1 protein-coding gene (cut by a window edge) is annotated in these 19,964 nt (G+C 70.7%); it reads right to left on the bottom strand.

The window, feature by feature from the left end:
- On the bottom strand, positions 1-19,964 hold the 5' portion of the coding sequence (locus tag LX88_RS16590; protein ID WP_258948672.1) for a non-ribosomal peptide synthase/polyketide synthase. The gene continues 10,912 nt to the left of window position 1, outside the view; only the first 19,964 of its 30,876 coding nucleotides appear in the window; the start codon lies at positions 19,962-19,964; its stop codon lies off the left edge, out of view.

The following is a 19,964-nucleotide window of genomic DNA, read 5'->3' as shown; positions in this document are numbered from 1 at the left end:
CCGTCCACCACGAAGGCCTGAGCACCCGCCAAAGGAGTACCGATCGGCACCACGGCGGCAGGATGGTCGTCACCCACCGGGTGGAAGATCGAGTCGATCGCCGCCTCGGTCACACCGAACACGTTGCCCGGCACCGCATTGGGTGCCACCTCGGCCACCGCCGAAGTCAACGCGTCATGCGTCCACAGATCGGTACCCGAGATCACCAGACGGAGGCTTTCCACCGGACCGGCCGTCCGGGAGTAAGCCGCCAGGTCGCGCAACAACATGCCGGGCACGATCTCCGCGACCTCGACCGAGTGCTCGACCAAGGTGTGGTGCAACGACTCCACCGTCACGTGCTCGTCGTGCGGCAGGAACACGAGGCGCTGACCGAACGCCAAGGCGCGCGTCATGTCACCGATCGACACGTCGAAACCGGGACCCGACATCGACAACACCGCGCCCGGACCACCCAGGCCGGCGAGTCCGTCGCGCCATCCCGCCACGTACGACGACAGCGCGGCATGCGTCACCGCCACCCCCTTGGGGCGTCCCGTCGATCCCGACGTGTAAGCGATGTACGCCAAGGCGTTCGGGTCGACCGGAGCAAGCGGTTCACCAGGCACCGCGGACACGTCGTCCACCGGCAGCACTTCCCCGGTGAAACCGTCCAAAGCCGAAGTCGTGACAGCGGCGACCACGCTGGCATCAGCCAGCAGGAACGCCAGCCGTTCAGCGGGAAGCCCAGGGTTGATCGGCACGTACACGCCACCAGAGCGCAACACGCCCTGGAACGCGACCGCCAGCTCAAGACCACGCGGCACGAGCACCGCCACAGGCGATCCCACCGTCACGCCGGCCCTCTGAAGCCGTGCGGCCAGCGCGTCGGCCCGAGCGCCCAGCACCTCGAACGTGAGACTCTCCTCGCCGCACACCACCGCCACGGCATCCGGGGTCGCATGAGCCCAGCCGTCGACGAGGTCGGGCACCGGCAGTTCGGTCACCGGTTCCGGCGTCCTGCCCCACGCCACCAGCTCCGCCGCCTGCTCAGGACGCTGCAACGGCACGTCACCGACCGCGAGCTCCGGCTGTTCCGCGACCACGGTGAGCACGACCACCAGCTGGTCGAGGATCCGTTCGACGGTGGCGGCGTCGAAGGCCGCCGTGGAGAACTCGGCCTCGATCTTGAGCGTGGATTCCAGGTCGACCGCGAAGGTCAGCGGGTAGTTGCCCTGCTCCACCGACTCGGTGGCCTGCACCCCGCCCAGGTCCTCCGGCAGCTCCTCCTGGGGGAAGTTGCCGAACACCACGATGCTGTCGAACAACGCACGGCCGTGCGGCACGGCGGACCACCGCTGAACATCGACCAGCGGCGTGTACTCGAACCGTTGCAGCGCGACCTGGTTGTCCCGCAGTGCGGGCAACCACGCGGCGAACGACGTGTCGACCGGCACCGCGGCCCGCACGGGCAGCGTGTTGATGAACAGGCCGACCATCGACTCCACCCCGGCCAGATCAGCCGGACGACCCGACACGGTCAGGCCGTACACCACGTCGTCCTCGCCCGACGACGCGGACAACACCTTTGCCCACGCCGCCTGCACGACAGTCGACAACGTCACGCGCTCACGACGCGCCAGCTCCACCAGCCCGGCCGTGACGCTCTCGCTCAGGTGCGTGCGCCGGCGGTCCTGGGCGTAATGGCTCGCAGCCAGGCGGTCGGCCGGAAGTGCCGTCGGTGCCTCGAAACCATCGAGGTACGTGCGCCAGAACCCTTCGGTCGCAGCAGTGTCGCGCTGACCCAGCCACGCGATGTAGTCGCGGTACGGACGTACCGGCGGCAACGCCTGCCGCTGGTACGCGGCCGACACCTCGTCCATGACGACGGGCAGGCTCCACCCGTCGCACAAACCCTGGTACAGGCCCCACACCAGCCAGTTCTGCCCGTTGCTCCGGTCGACGAGGTAGAGCCGGATGAGCGGCGGGCGGGCAAGGTCGAATCCGAGGGCGCGGTCGTGGTCCAGGAGTTCCTGAAGCCGAACCTGTTGTGCGGCCTCGTCGAGACCCGACCAGTCATGGGTCGTCAACGGCACGTCGATGTCGGTCGGAACGACCTGCACCGGTTCGCTGACGCCCTCCCACACGAACCCGCTCCGCAGCGGCGCGTGCCGGCCGATCACCTCACGCCACGCAGCCGCGAACTTTTCCACGTCGATCGGACCGGCCAGGTCGTAGACGTTCTGCGCCCAGTAGAGACCGTCGACAGGAGAGCCCACTACACCGAACAACATGCCGGACTGCACCGGCGACAACCGGTACACGTCCGCCAGCGGATAGCGCTCCGCCAGCAGGTCGATCTCCGGCTGGGCCAGCGCCGCCAACGGGAAGTCCGAAGGCGTGAAACCACTGGCGGACCGGCAGTGTGCGACCAGTTCGCGCAACGCCTCGACGTACCGGGCGGCAACCCGTTCGACAGTGGCGGTGTCGTGAACAGCGCTGGAGTGGAACCACTCGATGGACAACCGTCCGTCGGCGCTCTGCTGAACCTCGAGCTGCAACAGGTGCGAGCGCGTCCCGCCCTCGCCCTCGCTGGGCCCCGCCAGGTCGGCGGGTAGCTCCCGGCGGATCAGCCCCGCCGAGTCGGCGGCGTCGTACGCCCCGAGGTAGTTGAACAGCACCGGACGCTCCGGCACGTCGGCCAGTTCGCCATGCAGCCAACGCAATGCCCCATAGCCGACGCCCCGCCGCGGAACAGCCCGCAACTCCTCCTTGACGGCCTTGATCGCCGCCGCCGGATCGCTCTCGTGGGTGAGCCGCACCGGGAAGATCGACGTGAACCAGCCGACCGTGCGGGACAAGTCCGCACCTTCACGGCCGTGGCTCTCCAAGTCGATCGTCACGTGATCGCTACCGGTCCACTCCCCCAAAGCCTGGGCCAGAGCGGTCAGCAACAGATCATTGCCCTGCGTGCGATACGCCCTGTGCGCATCGCCCAGCAACGCCGCCGTCGTCTCGGCGTCCAGCCACGACTGCACGACCGCACCGGACGCCTCGGAGTTCGGCCCATGGCCGTCCACCGGAACGACCGTGACGTCCGCGGTCGCAGCGGCCCAGTGGTCGCGCTCCTCCGCGGCGTCGATGGTCTGGAGCTGCTCGGCCCACGCCTGGAACGACGTCGTCTTCGGCGCGAACGATCCGCCTTGGTAAGCAGTGTCGAGGTCCTCCAGCAGAACGTTCCACGACACCCCGTCCATCACGAGGTGGTGCACGGTCAACCCAAGCCACGCAGGCTGATCACCACGGTCGAAGTAGACGGCGGCGAGCAGCGGACCATCGGCCAGACGCAACGACTTCTGCGCCGCCGTCATCTCCGCGACCACGTCATCCACAGCAACGACGCGAAGAACGTCGGAGGCCTCGACACCGGCGTTGTGCTGGCCGTCGGGCGTGAACCGGATGCGCAGGGCGTCGTGGTGAGCGACAAGAGCGTCGAGCGCCCGTCCGAGCCGACCAGGATCGGTGCCCGGCGCCAGCTCGAACATGCCCGACCAGTTCCAGTGGTCCCGGTCCGGGATGTCCTGCGCCAGGAACCAGCGCTGGATCGGCGTGAACGGAATCGGACCCGTGACCACGCCCTGCTCGGCCGACGACTCCGCCGGAGCGTCCCGCACGACGAGAGCAAGTTCGGCGATGGTCTGGTGGGCGAACACGTCCGCCACGTCCACACCCAGACCTGCGGCGCGAACCCGAGCCACGATCTGCAGACTCAGGATCGAGTCGCCACCCAACTCGAAGAAGTTGTCCTGCACACCAACGCGTTCGACACCGAGCACGCCACTCCACACCGCCGCGAGAGTCTCCTCGGCAGCGGTCCGAGGCGCGACATAGGCCTCACCCGTCGTTTCGGGCTCCGGGTCGGGCAGACCGCGACGGTCGACCTTCCCGTTCGGCGTCAGGGGAAGGCGATCCAGTGCGACGAACACCGACGGCACAAGGTAGTCCGGCACGCGCTCCCGCAGCCACGCACGCAGAACCGAACCGCTGAACTCACCCTCCGCCACGACGTACGCGACGAGGCGCTTACCGCCGTGAGGCCCACCTTCACGAGCCACCACTACAACATCACGCACATCGGGGTGATCGCCGATGACGACCTCGACCTCACCGGGCTCGACCCGATAACCGCGGATCTTCACCTGCTCGTCGACACGACCCAAGAACTCGATCGTCCCGTCAGCACGCCACCGAGCCCGGTCACCAGTGCGGTAGAGGCGCTCACCAGAACCGGTGAACAGGTCCGGAACGAACCGCTCCGCCGTCAGATCCGGCCGGCCCACATACCCCTGGGCCACACCGGAACCACCGACGAGCAACTCACCCGGCACGCCTACTGGCGCCGGCCGCAACGAGCCGTCCACCACAAAAGCCTGAGCACCGGCCAGCGGCGTACCGATCGGCACCACCGCCGCCGGGTGGTCCTCGGTCACGGCGTGGAAGATCGAGTCGATCGCCGCCTCGGTCACACCGAACACGTTGCCCGGCAGCGCGTTCGGCGCCACCTCGCGCACAGCCGCCGTCAACGCGTCATGCGTCCACAGATCGGTACCCGAGATCACCAGGCGCAGGCTCTCCACCGGCCCAGCCGTCCGGGAGTAGGCCGCCAGGTCGCGCAACAGCATGCCCGGCACGATCTCCGCGACCTCGACGTCGTGGTCGACCAGCGTGCGGTGCAACGACTCCACCGTCACGTGCTCATCGTGCGGCAAGAACACCACGCGCTGCCCGAAAGCCAACGCCCGAGTCATGTCACCGATCGACACGTCGAACCCAGGCCCGGACATCGACAGCACCGCACCCGGACCGCCCAGCGCACGCAGTCCGTCACGCCACCCGGCCACGTAGGACGAGAGCGCGGCATGGGTCACCGCCACACCCTTGGGCCGTCCCGTGGAACCCGACGTGTAAGCGATGTACGCCAACGCATTCGGGTCGACCGGAGCAAGTTCACCGACGACCGCGGACTCGTCGTCCACCGGCAGCACTTCACCGGCGAACCCGTCCAGAGCCGAAGTCGTGACGGCCGCGACCACACCGGCATCGGCCAGCAGGAACGCCAGCCGTTCAGCAGGCAGCCCAGGGTTGATCGGCACGTACACGCCACCAGAGCGCAACACACCCTGGAAAGCGATAGCGAGTTCAAGCCCACGCGGCACCAGCACGGCGACCGGCGATCCCACCGTCACACCGGCTCGGCGCAGACGTGTGGCAAGGGAATCGGCCCGAGCGTTCAGTTCGGCGAACGTCAGCTGCTCATCGCCGCACACCGCGGCGACCTCGGACGAAGCCCAGCCGGCGATCAGGTCGGGCACCGGCAGTTCGGCGGAGGGCACGGGGGTCGCGCCCCACGCCACCAGCTCCGCCGCCTGGTCGGGACGCTGCACGGGCACATCGCGGACCAAGAGCTCCGGCTGCTCCGCCACAGCGGTCAGCACGACAGCGAGCTGGTCGAGGATCCGCTCGACCGTGATGGCGTCGAACGCGGCCGTCGAGAACTCCGCCTCGACGCGCAGCGTGCGCTCCAGGTCGACGGCGAAGGTGAGCGGGTAGTTGCCCTGCTCCACCGAGTCGGCGGCCTGCAGCCCGCCCAGGTCCTCGGGGAGTTCCTCCTGCGGGTAGTTGCCGAACACCACGATGGAGTCGAACAACGCGCGGCCGTGCGGCACCTCGGACCACCGCTGCACGTCCACCAACGGCGTGTACTCGAACCGTTGCAGCGCAACCTGGTTGTCCTGCAAACGCGGCAGCCACGCGGCGAATGTCATGTCGGTCGGCACCACGGCCCGGACCGGCAGCGTGTTGATGAACAACCCGACCATCGACTCCACGCCGGCCAGGTCGGCCGGACGGCCGGAGACGGTCAGGCCGAAGATCACGTCGTCGTCACCCGAGTACGTCGACAGCAGCAGCGCCCACGCCGCCTGGACGACGGTCGACAACGTCACGCGCTCGCGGCGGGCCAGGTCGACCAGCCTGCCGGTGACGGTCTCGTCCAGGCGCAGGCGACGCCGGTCCTGGTCGTAGTGGCTCGCGGCCAGCCGGTCGGCCGGAAGTGCCGTGGGAGCCTCGAAACCGGCCAGGTGCGTGCGCCAGAACCCTTCGGACTCGGCCGGGTCACGCCGGCCCAGCCACGCGATGAAGTCCCGGTAGGAGCGCACCGGCTCCAGCGCCCTGCCCTGGTAGAGGGCGGACACCTCGTCCATCACGACAGGCAGGCTCCACCCGTCGCACAAGCCCTGGTACAGACCCCACACCAGCCACAACCGGCCCTGGCCGCGGTCCACCAGGTACAGGCGCGTCAACGGCGGCGCGGCGAGGTCGAAGCCCAGCGCGCGATCCTCGTCGAGCAGCACCCGCAACTGCTCCTGCTGCACGACGTCGCCGAGGCGAGACCAGTCCAGCCGCTCGAGCGGAACGTCGACCTCGGCCAGCACGACCTGCACCGGCTCGCTGACGCCCTCCCACACGAACCCGCTGCGCAACGCCGCGTGCCGGGAGATCACCTGACGCCAGGCACCGGCCAGCCGTTCCGCGTCCATCGGCCCCGTCAGGTCGTAAACCCCTTGACCCCAGTAGAGACCGTCGACGGGAGAACCCGCGACACCGAACAACATGCCTGACTGCACCGGCGCCAGCCGATGCACGTCCACCAGCGGATAGCGCTCCGAAAGCCCGTCCACCTCGGGCTGGGTCAGCGACGCCAACGGGAAGTCCGACGGCGTGAAGCCCGTGGCCCCGGACCGGCAGTGCGCCACCAGCCGACGCAACGCCTCGACGTAGCGCGCGGCGACACGTTCGACGGTGACCATGTCGTGCAGGTTGTGGCTGAAGTGCCAGTCGACCTGCAGGCGTCCGTCCGCGTCCTGCTCCGCCTCGATCTGCAGGAGGTGCGACCGCGTCCCGCCCGGTCCCTCGCTCGGGCCGGCCAGGTCGGCGGGCAGTTCCCGGCGGATCAGCCCCAGCGAGTCGACGGCGTCGAACGCTCCGAGGTAGTTGAACAGCACCGGACGCTCCGGCACATCGGCCAGGTCACCCTGCAGCCAGCGCAACGCGCCGTAGCCGACACCGCGGCGCGGCACTGCCCGCAGCTCTTCCTTGACGGCCTTGATCGCCGCCGCCGGATCGCTCTCGTGCGTGAGCCGCACCGGGAAGATCGACGTGAAGTACCCGACGGTGCGCGACATGTCCACGCCGTCGGCCACCGCCTCGCGGCCGTGGCTTTCCAGGTCCACCGTCACGTGGCCGCTACCAGCCCACTCGCCCAACGCCTGGGCGAGCGCCGCCAGCAGCAGGTCGTTGGCCTGGGTGCGGTAGGCGCGGTGGGCGTCGCCCAGCAGCGCGGCGGTGGTGCCGGCGTCCAGCCACGACCGCACGACACCGGCCGAAGTCTCGGTGTTGGGGCCGTCCTGGTCCTGCGGCACTGCCACGACGTCCGCGGTCTGAGCCAGCCAGGTCTCCCGCTCGCCCCGAGCGTCCAGGTCCTGCAACACCTCGGCCCACTGCTGGAACGAGGTCGTCTTCGGCCCTAGTTCCCGGCCCGCGTAGACAGCGTCGAGGTCCTCCAGCAACACGTTCCACGACACCCCGTCCATCACGAGGTGGTGCACGGTCAAACCGAGCCACGCGGGCTGATCACCGCGATCGAAGAACACGGCGGCCATCAGCGGGCCATCAGCCAGCCGCAACGACGTCTGCGCCGCGGTCATCTCCGCGACCACGGCCTCGTCGCCCTCGACCACCCGCAACAACGCGCTGCCGTCGACCGGCGCCAGGTACTGGCTTTCCGGCGTGAAACGGAGGCGCAGCGCGTCGTGATGAGTGACCAGGACGTCGAGTGCCCGCCCGAGCCGTTCCGGGTCGGTGCCGGGCGCCAGCTCGAACATTCCGGACCAGTTCCAGTGGTCCCGGTTCGGGATGTCCTGCGCCAGGAACCAGTGCTGGATCGGCGTCAGCGGCACGGGTCCGGTGACGACGCCCTGTTCGGCCAGGGTCACCGCCGGCGTGTCACGCACGACGGCGGCCAGTGCGGCGACCGTCTGGTGGGCGAACACGTCCGCCACGTCGACACCCAGACCTGCGGCGCGAACGCGAGCCACGATCTGCAGACTCAGGATCGAGTCGCCACCCAGCTCGAAGAAGTTGTCGTGCACACCGACGCGGTCGACACCGAGCACACCACTCCACACCGCCGCAAGCGTTTCCTCCGCAGCGGTCCGAGGTGCGACGTAGGCCTCGCCCGTCGTCTCGGGCTCGGTATCGGGCAGACCGCGCCGGTCCACCTTCCCGTTCGGCGTCAGCGGAAGGCGATCCAACGCCACGAACACCGACGGCACCAGGTAATCCGGCACCCGCTCCCGCAGCCACGACCGCAACGCCGAGCCGCTGAACTCGCCCTCCGCCACGACGTACGCGACGAGGCGCTTGCCGCCGTGCGGCCCGCCATCACGAGCCACCACAACAACGTCACGCACGTCGGGGTGATCGCCGATGACGACCTCGACCTCACCGGGCTCGACCCGGTAGCCACGGATCTTGACCTGCTCGTCGACGCGCCCGAGGAACTCGATCGTGCCGTCAGCACGCCACCGAGCCCGGTCACCGGTCCGGTAGAGCCGGTCGCCGCCGGCACCGAACAGGTCGGGCACGAACCGCGCCGAGGTCAGGTCGGGACGTCCCAGGTAGCCGCGCGCCACACCGGCGCCGCCGACCAGCAGTTCGCCCGGAACACCCACGGGAACGGGCCGCAGCGCGGAGTCGACCACGACCGCGCGGGCGCCGGCCAGCGGCGTGCCGATCGGCACCACGGCAGCGGGGTGGTCCTCCGTCACGGCGTGGAAGATCGAGTCGATCGCCGCCTCGGTCACACCGAACACGTTGCCCGGCACCGCGTTCGGCGCCACCTCGCGCACAGCGGCGGTCAACGCGTCATGCGTCCACATGTCCGTACCGGAGATCACCAGGCGCAACGACTCGACCGGCCCGGCGACCCGGCAATGTGCCGCCAGGTCCCGCAAGAGCATGCCGGGAACGATCTCGGCGATCTCGATCCGGTGCTCCACCAACGTCGCGTGCAGCGACTCCACCGACACGTGCTCGTCGTGCGGCAGGAACACCACGCGCTGACCGAAAGCCAAAGCCCGCGTCATGTCACCGATCGACACGTCGAACCCAGGCCCGGACATCGACAGCACCGGGCCGGGGCCGCCCAGCGCGGCCAGCCCGTCACGCCAACCGGCCACGTAGGACGACAGCGCGGCATGCGTGACCGCGACGCCCTTGGGCCGTCCCGTGGAACCCGACGTGTAAGCGATGTACGCCAACGAGTCCGGGTCGACCGGAGCGAGCTCGCCGACGACGGCCACGTCCTCCACCAGCAGCACTTCACCGGCGAACCCGGCCAGCTCGCCCACCAGCGCCGCGGTCGTGACCGCGACGTCCGCACCGGCATCGGCCAGCAGGAACGCGAGACGTTCGGCCGGAAGCCCGGGGTTGATCGGCAGGTAGACGCCGCCGGAGCGCAGCACGCCCTGGAACGCGACGGCCAGCTCAAGCCCACGCGGCACCAGCACGGCGACCGGCGACTCCACCGTCACACCGGCCCCCTGGAGCCGGACGGCGAGGCCATCGGCGCGAGCGTTCAGCTCGGCGAACGTCAGCCGGTCCTCGCCGCACACCACGGCGACGGCGTCGGTGTCCGACCAGCTGTGGATCAGCTCGGGCACGGACGGCTCGGTGGCCGGGACCGGGGTCTCGCCCCACGCCACCAGTTCCGCGGCCTGCTCCGGCCGCTGCAACGGCACGTCCGCGACGGCCAGCGAAGGCCGTTCCGCGACGGCGGTGAGCACGACCACCAGCTGGTCGAGGACGCGTTCGACCGTCACGGCGTCGAAGGCGGCCGTGGAGAACTCGGCCTCGATGCGCAGCGTGCGCTCCAGGTCGACCGCGAAGGTGAGCGGGTAGTTGCCCTGCTCCACCGAGTCGACGGAGGCGTACCCGTCCGGGATCTCGGCGAGGTCGTCCGGCAGTTCCCGGTGCGGGTAGTTGCCGAACACCACGATGGAGTCGAACAGTGCTCGCCCACCAGGAACGGCCGACCAGCGCTGCACGTCCACCAGCGGCGTGTACTCGAACCGCTGCACCGCGACCTGGTTGTCCTGCAGCTCGCGCAGCCACGACGTGAACGGCACGTCGGCGGGCACGACGGCCCGCACCGGCAGCGTGTTGATGAACAGGCCGACGATCGACTCGACGCCGGCCAGGTCAGCCGGACGACCGGACACGGTGAGCCCGAACAGCACGTCGTCCTCGCCGGACGACGCGGACAGGACCTTGGCCCACGCCGCCTGCACCACCGTCGACAGCGTCACGCGTTCCCGGCGCGCCAGCTCCACCAGCTTCGTGGTGACGCGCTCGTCCAGCATGGTCCTGCGGCGGTCCTGCGCGTAGTGGCCGGCCGCCAGCCGGTCCACCGGCAACGGTGTGGGCGCCTCGAACCCGTCCAGCGCCCTGCGCCAGAACGACTCCGACTCGTCCGGATCACGCCGGTCCAGCCATGAGATGAACTCGCGGTACGACCGCACCGGAGCCAGCGGCGAACCGTCGTAGGCGGCCAGCACCTCGTCCATGACGACGGGCAGGCTCCACCCGTCGCACAGACCCTGGTACAGCCCCCACACCAGCCACAACCGGCCCTCGCCGCGATCGACGAGGTAGAGCCGCATCAACGGCGGTGCCGCCAGGTCGAAGCCCAGTGCACGGTCCTCCGCCAGCAACTCGCGCAGCCGTGTCTGCTGGGTGTCCCCGTCGAGATCCGACCAGTCGCGCACCTGGAGTGGAACGTCCACATCGGACAGCACGACCTGCACCGGTTCGCTGACGCCCTCCCACACGAACCCGCTGCGCAACGCGGCGTGCCGGGAGATCACGGAACGCCAGACACCGGCGAGCCGGTCGGTGTCGATCGGACCGGCGAGGTCGTAGACGCTCTGACCCCAGTAGAGCCCGTCGACAGGAGAACCTGCGACGCCGAACAACATCCCGGACTGCACGGGTGCCAGCCGGTAGACGTCCGCCACCGGATAACGCTCGGCGAGCCCGTCGAACTCGTCCTGCGTCAACGACGCCAACGGGAAGTCGGACGGGGTGAAGCCCGTGACACCCGTCCGGCAGTGCGCCACCAGCGCGCGCAACGCCTCGACGTAGTGCGCGGCGACCCGTTCCACTGTCTCGGAGCGGTGCAGGTTGGTGCTGTGCAGCCAGTCGATCCGCAGCCGTCCGTCGTCCGCGCGGACCACTTCGAGCTGCAACGGGTAGGCCCGCGTTCCGCCGGGGCCCTGCATGGGGCCGGCCAGTTCGGCGGGAAGCTCGCGGCGGATCAGCCCGGCCGAGTCGACGGCGTCGAACGCACCGAGGTAGTTGAACAGCACCGGCCGGTCCGGCGCACCGGCCGGCTCGTCCTGCGCCCACCGCAGCACGCCGTAGCCGACACCGCGGCGCGGCACCGCCCGCAGCTGCTCCTTGACGGCCTTCACCGTCGCGCCGACACCCTCGTACCGGCTCAGCCGCACGGGGAAGATCGAGGTGAACCACCCGACGGTGCGCGACAGGTCCAGGCCTTCCCGGCCGTGGCTCTCCAGGTCGACCGTGACGTGCTCGGTGCCCGCCCACTCCCCCAGGACGTTCGCCAGTGCGGCGAGCAGCAGGTCGTTGGCCTGCGTCCGGTAAGCCCTGTGCGCCTCACCGAACAGCGCCGCGGTCGTGTCGGCGTCCAGCCAGGTGCTCACCACGGTGCTGGACGCCTCGGTGTTCGGGCCGTCGCCGTCGGCGGGAAGCGCGACCACGTCCGACGTCGCCGCCGCCCAGTGCTCCCGCTCGCCGCCGGCCTCCAGCTCCAGCAGGTGTTCCGCCCACTGCTGGAACGACGTCGTCTTGGGCCCCAGCGCCTCCGAGCGGTACGCGGTGCCGAGGTCCTCCAGCAGCACGTTCCACGAGACGCCGTCCATCACCAGGTGGTGCACGGTCAAACCCAGCCACGCGGGCTGATCACCGCGGTCGAAGTAGACGGCGGCCACGAGCGGGCCGTCGTTCAGGCGCAACGACGTCTGCGCCGCGGTCATCTCCGCGACCACAGCCTCATCGCCCACGACGACGCGCAGGAACCCACCGGTCCCGACCGGAGCGTTGTGCTGGCCGTCCGGACCGAACCGGATCCGCAGCGCGTCGTGGTGCGCGACGAGGACGTCGAGCGCCTGACCCAGCCGGACCGGGTCGGTGCCGGGCGCCAGCTCGAACACACCCGACCAGTTCCAGTGGTCCCGGTTCGGGACGTCCTGCGCCAGGAACCAGTGCTGGATCGGCGTCAACGGCACAGCCCCGGTTACAACGCCCTGTTCCGCCAGCGAGACCGCAGGTGCTTCCCGCACCACGAGCGCGAGCTCGGCGATGGTCTGGTGGGCGAACACGTCCGCCACGTCCACACCCAGATCAGCGGCACGAGTGCGCGCCACGATCTGCAGACTCAGGATGGAGTCGCCGCCCAGTTCGAAGAAGTTGTCGTGCACGCCAACGCGTTCGACACCGAGCACACCGCTCCACACCGCCGCGAGGATCTCCTCGACGGCGGTCCGAGGCGCGACGTAGGTCTCGGCGACCGCCTCCAGCTCCGGCTCGGGCAGACCGCGCCGGTCCACCTTCCCGTTCGGCGTCAGCGGCAACCGGTCCAACGCCACGAACACCGACGGCACGAGGTAATCCGGCACCCGCTCCCGCAGCCACGCCCGCAGCACCGAGCTGCTGAACTCGCCTTCCGCGACAACGTACGCGACCAAGCGCTTGCCACCGTGAGGCCCACCATCACGTGCCACCACAACGACGTCACGCACGTCCGGGTGATCGCCGATGACGACCTCGACCTCGCCCGGCTCGACCCGGTATCCACGGATCTTCACCTGCTCGTCGACACGACCCAGGAACTCGATCGTCCCGTCGGCACGCCACCGAGCCCGGTCACCGGTGCGGTACAACCGACCGCCGGATCCACCGAACACGTCGGGAACGAACCGCTCCGAGGTCAGGTCGGGCCGGCCCACATACCCCTGGGCCACACCGGATCCACCGACCAGCAGCTCACCGGGCACCCCCACCGGCGCCGGTCGCATCCTGGCGTCCACCACGACGGCACGGGCACCGGCCAGCGGCGTGCCGATCGGCACGACCGCGGCAGGGTGGTCCTCGCCGACCGGGTGGAAGATCGAGTCGATCGCCGCCTCGGTCACACCGAACACGTTGCCCGGCACCGCGTTCGGCGCCACCTCCGCCACAGCGGTCGTCAACGCGTCGTGCGTCCACATGTCGGTGCCGGAGATCACCAGGCGCAGCGACTTCACCGGCCCGGCCTCCCGGCAATGAGCCGCAAGGTCGCGCAACAGCATGCCCGGCACGATCTCCGCGACCTCGACCTCGTGGTCCACCAAGGTCTCGCGCAGCGACTCCACCGTCACGTGCTCGTCGTGCGGCAGGAACACCACCGTCCGGCCGAACGCCAACGCCCGCGTCATGTCACCGATGGACACGTCGAACCCAGGACCCGACATCGACAGCACAGTGCCGGGACCGCCCAGATCGGCGAGCCCTTCCCGCCATCCCGCCACGTACGACGACAACGCGCCGTGAGACACCGCAACGCCCTTGGGCCGTCCAGTCGACCCTGACGTGTAGGCCACGTACGCCAACGCGTCGGGATCGATGCGCACCGGCAGGGCGCCGAACCCCGGAGAGTCCTCGTCCAGCACCAGCACCTCGGCGAGCCCGGCCACCTCACCGGCCAGCGCCGGAGTCGTGACCGCGACCGTCGCACCGGCGTCGGCCAGCAGGAACGCCAGCCGCTCCGCGGGAATCCCCGGGTTGACCGGCACGTAGACGCCACCGGCGCGCAGCACGCCCTGGAAGGCGACGGCGAGGTCGATCCCGCGCGGCACCAGCACCGCGACCCGCGAGCCCACGGTCACTCCGGCGTTCTGAAGCCGGCCGGCCAGTGCGTCGGCCCGGAAACCCAGCTCGGCGAACGTCAGGCTCTCCGCACCGCAGACCACCGCGACCTCGGGCGAGATCCGAGCCCAGTCGTCGACCAGGTCCGGCACCGGCCGCTCGGTGGCGGGCTCGGGGGTCTCGCCCCACGCCACCAGTGCCGCCGCCTGCTCCGGCCGCTGCAGGGGCACGTCCTGCACGGGCAGGTCCGGCCGTTCGGTCACCGCCGTCAGCACGACGGTGAGCTGGTCGAGGATCCGTTCGACCGTCACCGCGTCGAACGCGGCGGTGGAGAACTCGGCCTCGATCTTGAGCTCGGCCTCCACGTCGACCGCGAAGGTGAGCGGGTAGTTGCCCTGCTCCACCGAGTCGAGCAACGGCGACAGCTCGAAGCCGGCGGCCCGGCTCCGGCCGCCGGGGTAGTTGCGCAGCACCACGATGCTGTCGAACAACGCGCGGCCACCGGGCACGGACGACCAGCGCTGCGCGTCGACGAGCGGCGTGTACTCGAACCGCTGCACCGCGCCCTGGTTGTCCCGCAGCTCCCGCAGCCACGACGTGAACGGCACGTCCGCGGGCACGGCGACCCGCACCGGCAGCGTGTTGATGAACAGACCCACGGTCGACTCGACCCCGGGCAGGTCGGCGGGGCGGCCCGACACGGTCAGGCCGAACACCACCTCGTCCTCACCCGAGGTGGCCGACAGCACCTTGGCCCACGCGGCCTGCACGACCGCCGACAACGTCACGCGTTCCCGGCGGGCCAGGTCGACCAGGGCGGCGGTCACGCTCGCGTCGAGGTGCGTGCGCCGCCGGTCCTGCGCGTAGTGGCTGGTGGCCAAGCGGTCCACCGGCAACGGCGTCGGCGCCTCGAAACCGTCCAGGTAGGACCGCCAGAATCCCTCGGCCTCGCTCGGGTCACGCCCGTCCAGCCACGAGATGAACTCGCGGTACGACCGCACCGGAGCAGGCGACGAGCCGTCGTAAGCGGCCAGCACCTCGTCCATGACGACGGGCAGACTCCACCCGTCGCACAAGCCCTGGTAGAGCCCCCAGAGGAGCCAGTGCTGCCCGAGACCGCGGTCGACGAGGTACAGACGCGTCAGCGGCGGCGCGGCGAGGTCGAACCCCAGTGCGCGGTCCTGCGCCAGCAGCTCCCGCAACCGGGTCTGCTGGGTGTCCCCGTCGAGATCCGACCAGTCGTGCGCCTGGAGTGGAACGTCCACATCGGACAGCACGACCTGCACCGGCTCGCTGACGCCCTCCCAGACGAACCCGCTGCGCAGCGCCGCCTGGCGCGCGATCACCGAACGCCAGGCGCCGGCGAGCCGGTCCGCCTCGACGGTGCCGGTGAGCTCGTAGATCCCCTGCCCCCAGTAGAGCCCGTCCTCCGCGGGAGCACCCACGACACCGAACAACATGCCCGACTGCACGGGCGCCAGCCGGTAGACGTCCGCCAGGCCGGGGAACCGCGCCGCCAGCCGGTCGACCTCATGCTGCGCCAGCGACGCCAGCGGGAAGTCCGACGGCGTGAGACCCGAGACGCCGGACCGGCAGTGCTCGACCACCGCCTCCAGCTCACGCTGATAAGCGCCGGCGAGCCGTTCGACGGTCGCGGCCTCGTGCAGTCCGGCGCTGTAGTGCCACTCGACCTGCAGCCGCCCGTCGGCGGTGCGGGTCACCTCGAGGTTCAGCACGTGGGACCGCGTGCCTTCGCCGGACGTCGCCGCACCCCTTGATGCCGCAGGCAGTTCGCGGCGCAGCAGATCGCCGGTGGCCGCGGCGGCCCCCAGGTAGTTGAACAGCACGGGGCGATCCGGCGCATCGGCCAGTTCTCCGTGCAACCAGCGCAGTGCGCCGTAGCCGACACCTCGGCGCGGCACAGCCCTGAGCTGCTCCTTCACGGCTTTCACCGTCGTGCCGAGATCCTCGTCCCGGCGCAGTTGCACGGGGAAGATCGACGTGAACCACCCGACGGTCCGCGACAGGTCGACCCCGTCGGTGATCGCCTCACGGCCGTGGCTCTCCAGGTCGATGGTCAGCTCGTCGGTGCCCGCCCACGGGCCGAGCGTCCGCACCAGCGCCGCCAGCAGCAGGTCGTTGCCCTGCGTGCGATAGGCCTTGTGCGCGTCGCCCAGCAACGCGGCGGTCGTCCCGGCGTCCAGCCACGTCGTGTGCACCCGTGCGGAACGTTCGTCGTTGAGCCCGTCGCGGTCGACCGGCAGCGCGACCACCCCGGAGGTCGCCGCGGCCCAGTGGTCCCGTTCACCGCTGGGGTCGAACGTCTGAAGCTGCTCGGCCCACTGCTGGAACGAGGTCGTCTTCGGGCCCAGCGCCTCCGAGCGGTACGCGGTGCCGAGGTCCTCCAGCAGCACGTTCCACGAGACGCCGTCCATCACCAGGTGGTGCACGACCAGGCCCAGCAACGCGGGCAGGTCGCCGCGGTCGAAGAACACAGCGGCCACCAGCGGGCCGTCGGCCAGACGCAACGACTTCTGCGCCGCGGTCATCTCCGCGACCACGTCCGCGTCGCCCTCGACCACCCGAAGCAGGCCAGCGGTCTCGACGCCGTCGTTGTGCTGGCCGCCGGACGAGAACCGGAGGCGCAACGCGTCGTGATGCGCGACCAGGGCGTCGAGTGCCCCGGCCAGCCGACCGGGGTCGGTGCCCGGTGCGAGCTCGAACACGCCCGACCAGTTCCAGTGGTCCCGGTCCTCGATGTCCTGCGCCAGGAACCAGTGCTGGATCGGCGTCAACGGCACAGGTCCGGTGACCACACCCTGCTCCGCCAGCGTCACCGCGGGGCTGTCGCGCACCGCGGCCGCCAGCTCGGCGACGGTCTGGCGGGACAGCACGTCGGCCACACCGAGGCCCAGACCGGCGGCACGGGCACGCGCCACGATCTGCAGGCTCAGGATCGAGTCGCCGCCCAGCTCGAAGAAGTTGTCGTGCACGCCGACGCGGTCGACACCCAGCACCTGCGACCACACCGCCGCCAGAGCGTCCTCTGTGGACGTCCGGGGTGCCTCGTACACCTCGCCCGTCTCGGGCTCGGGGTCTGGCAGGCCCCGGCGGTCGACCTTGCCGTTCGGCGTGAGCGGCAACCTGTCCAGCGCCACGAACATCGACGGCACGAGGTAGTCCGGCACTCGCTCGCGCAACCACGACCGCAACGCCGAGCCGCTGAACTCGCCTTCCGCGACGACGTACGCGACGAGGCGCTTGCCTCCGTGCGGGCCACCATCCCGTGCCACCACAACGACATCACGAACGTCCGGGTGGTCACCGATGACGACCTCGACCTCACCAGGCTCGACCCGGTAGCCGCGGATCTTGACCTGTTCGTCCACCCGGCCGAGGAACTCGAGCACGCCGTCCGCACGCCACCGGGCACGGTCGCCGGTGCGGTACAACCGACCGCCGGATCCACCGAACACGTCGGGCAGGAACCGTTCCGCGGTCAGGTCCGGACGGCCCACATAGCCACGGGCCAGACCGGCGCCCCCGACCAGTAGCTCACCCTCGACGCCCACCGGCACCGGCCGCAGCGACCCGTCCACGACGAAGACGCCGACACCGGCCAGCGGTCCGCCGATGGGGACCACCTCGCCCTCGTGCTCCGGCCGCTCCAGGACCGGGTGGAAGATCGAGTCGATCGCGGCCTCGGTCACGCCGAACACGTTGCCCGGCACGGCATTGGGCGCCACGGCCGCGACGGCCGACACGAGTGCGTCGTACGTCCACATGTCCGTGCCGGAGATGACCAGGCGCAACGACTCGACCTGGCCCGCCTCCCGGCAGTGGGCGGCGAGATCGCGCAGGAGCATGCCGGGCACGATCTCGGCGACCTCGACCTCGTGGCCGGCCAGCGTCCGGTGCAGGGACTCGACCGAGACGACCTCGTCGTGCGGCAGGAACACCACCGTCTGCCCGAACGCCAGCGCCCGCGTCATGTCACCGATGGACACGTCGAAACCGGGGCCGGACATGGACAGCACGGTGCCGGGACCACCCAGCGGGGTGAGCGCCTCACGCCAGCCGGCCACGTACGACGACAGCGCGGCGTGCGTCACCGCCACACCCTTGGGCCGCCCGGTCGATCCGGACGTGTAAGCCACGTACGCCAACGCGCCGGGCTCGACGCGCACCGGCGCACCTTCGGCGACCGGGGACTCCTCGCCGAACACCAGCACCGTGGCGAAGCCGCTCAGCTCACCGGCCAGCTCCGGCGTCGTCACCGCGGCGACCGCGCCGACGTCGGCCAGCAGGAACGCCAGCCTTTCCGCGGGCAGTCCGGGGTTGATCGGCACGTAGACGCCACCGGAGCGCAGCACGCCCTGGAAGGCGACAGCCAGTTCGAGCCCGCGCGGCACCAGCACGGCGACCGGTGACTCCGCGGTCACCCCTGCGCGTTGGAGCCGGGCGGCGAGCGCGTCGGCCCGCTCCCCCAGCTCGCGGAAGGACAGCTGGTCCTGACCGCACACGACGGCGGACTGTTCGGGCCGGGTCTCGGCGTACCCCGCGATGAGGTCGGGGACGCTCGCGGCAGCGCCCGGCGTGGCTCCAGATCCCCACCGCCGGGTGAGCCCTGAATCCACAGTGGACGAAGGCAGTCCGTCGTCCACCGGCCCGCGGGCGAGCTTTTCGAGGACATCGAGGAACCGCTGCTCGTGCAGAGCGAGTTCGGCGTCGGCGGCCACGCCGTCCTCGACGTCGACGTCGAGCCACGCCTGATCACCGCGCGACCAGCCGTAGGTGGTGACGGTGAGGTCGCGAACGGGACCGACCGCGAGGTTGCGGGGCGCGTCGGCGTGCACATCGGGGCCGAAGGCGCGTGACCGGTTGAAGTCGACCACGTTGAGCGTGGGACCGAACCAGGCGCCGTTGCCGGCGACGCCGATCCGCCGGGCCAGGTCCTCGCCCCGGTACCGCGACCTGGCGCCGATCTCGGCCAGCCGCGCGGTGGTGGCGCCGGTCAGCTGCCGGACGGTCGTCGTGCCCGGCACGTGCAGGACCACCGGCGCGACGTTGGCCAGCAGGCCGGGGGTCGCGCGGGCCAGCGGACTGCGCCGGGCGGCCGTGGGGAGGCTGAACACCACGTCGTCGCGATCGGTCAGCTGCCGCTGGTAGGCGGCGAACGCCGAGACGAGGAAGTGCGGGACGCGCATGCCCAGTTCGGCACAGCAGTCGAGGACCGCGCCGCGCAACGCCGCGTCGACGGCGACCGTGCGCCGCCGGGACGGCCGCTGCCGGTCGGCACGCCGTTCGTCCTGCCTGTCCCGCACCGCTTCCGCGACCGAGTCCAGCCAGTACCGCTCGTCGGCCGCCCTGTCGGCGGAGTGCTGGTAGGCCTCGTCCTCGGTCACAACATCGGCCCAGGAACCGAAGTAGCGCGGCCGGTGCTCCCCGGAGCAGATCTCGGCGACGCGTTGCGTGAGCAGGTTGAACGAGAAGATGTCCGTGATGAGGTGGTGCGCCCGGTGGTACCACCAGTACTCGGCGCCGGCGACGCGCAGCAGCGCCCACCGCCAGAGGGGCGCCGACCGGTGGTCGATCGGCCGGGCGCCGTCGGCGTGCATCCACGCCCGCGCCGCCTCCGCCGGATCGGCCTCACCGCGCAGGTCCACCACCGGCATGACGTCGTCGGGCAGCTCGCCGGCGAGCGCCTGCCAGGGCGCACCGTCCGCGTGCTCACCGAAGTACAGCCGGTAGGCGTCGGTCTCCTGGGCCGCGACGCGGGCGCCTGCCCGCAGCAGCTCCTCGTCGACGGGCCCGCGGAGCACCACGTACTGCGCGGGGTTGAACTCCGGGGTGTCGCCGAGCAACTCGGCCGACAGCCACATGTCCACCTGCGCCGCCGTCAGCGAGTACCGAACGCCGGGCGCGCGCCGCTCAACCAC

The sequence above is a fragment of the Lentzea californiensis genome (genome assembly GCF_024648825.1).
Taxonomy (GTDB): domain Bacteria; phylum Actinomycetota; class Actinomycetes; order Mycobacteriales; family Pseudonocardiaceae; genus Lentzea; species Lentzea californiensis.
This window is presented reverse-complemented; position numbering and strand designations above follow the sequence as displayed.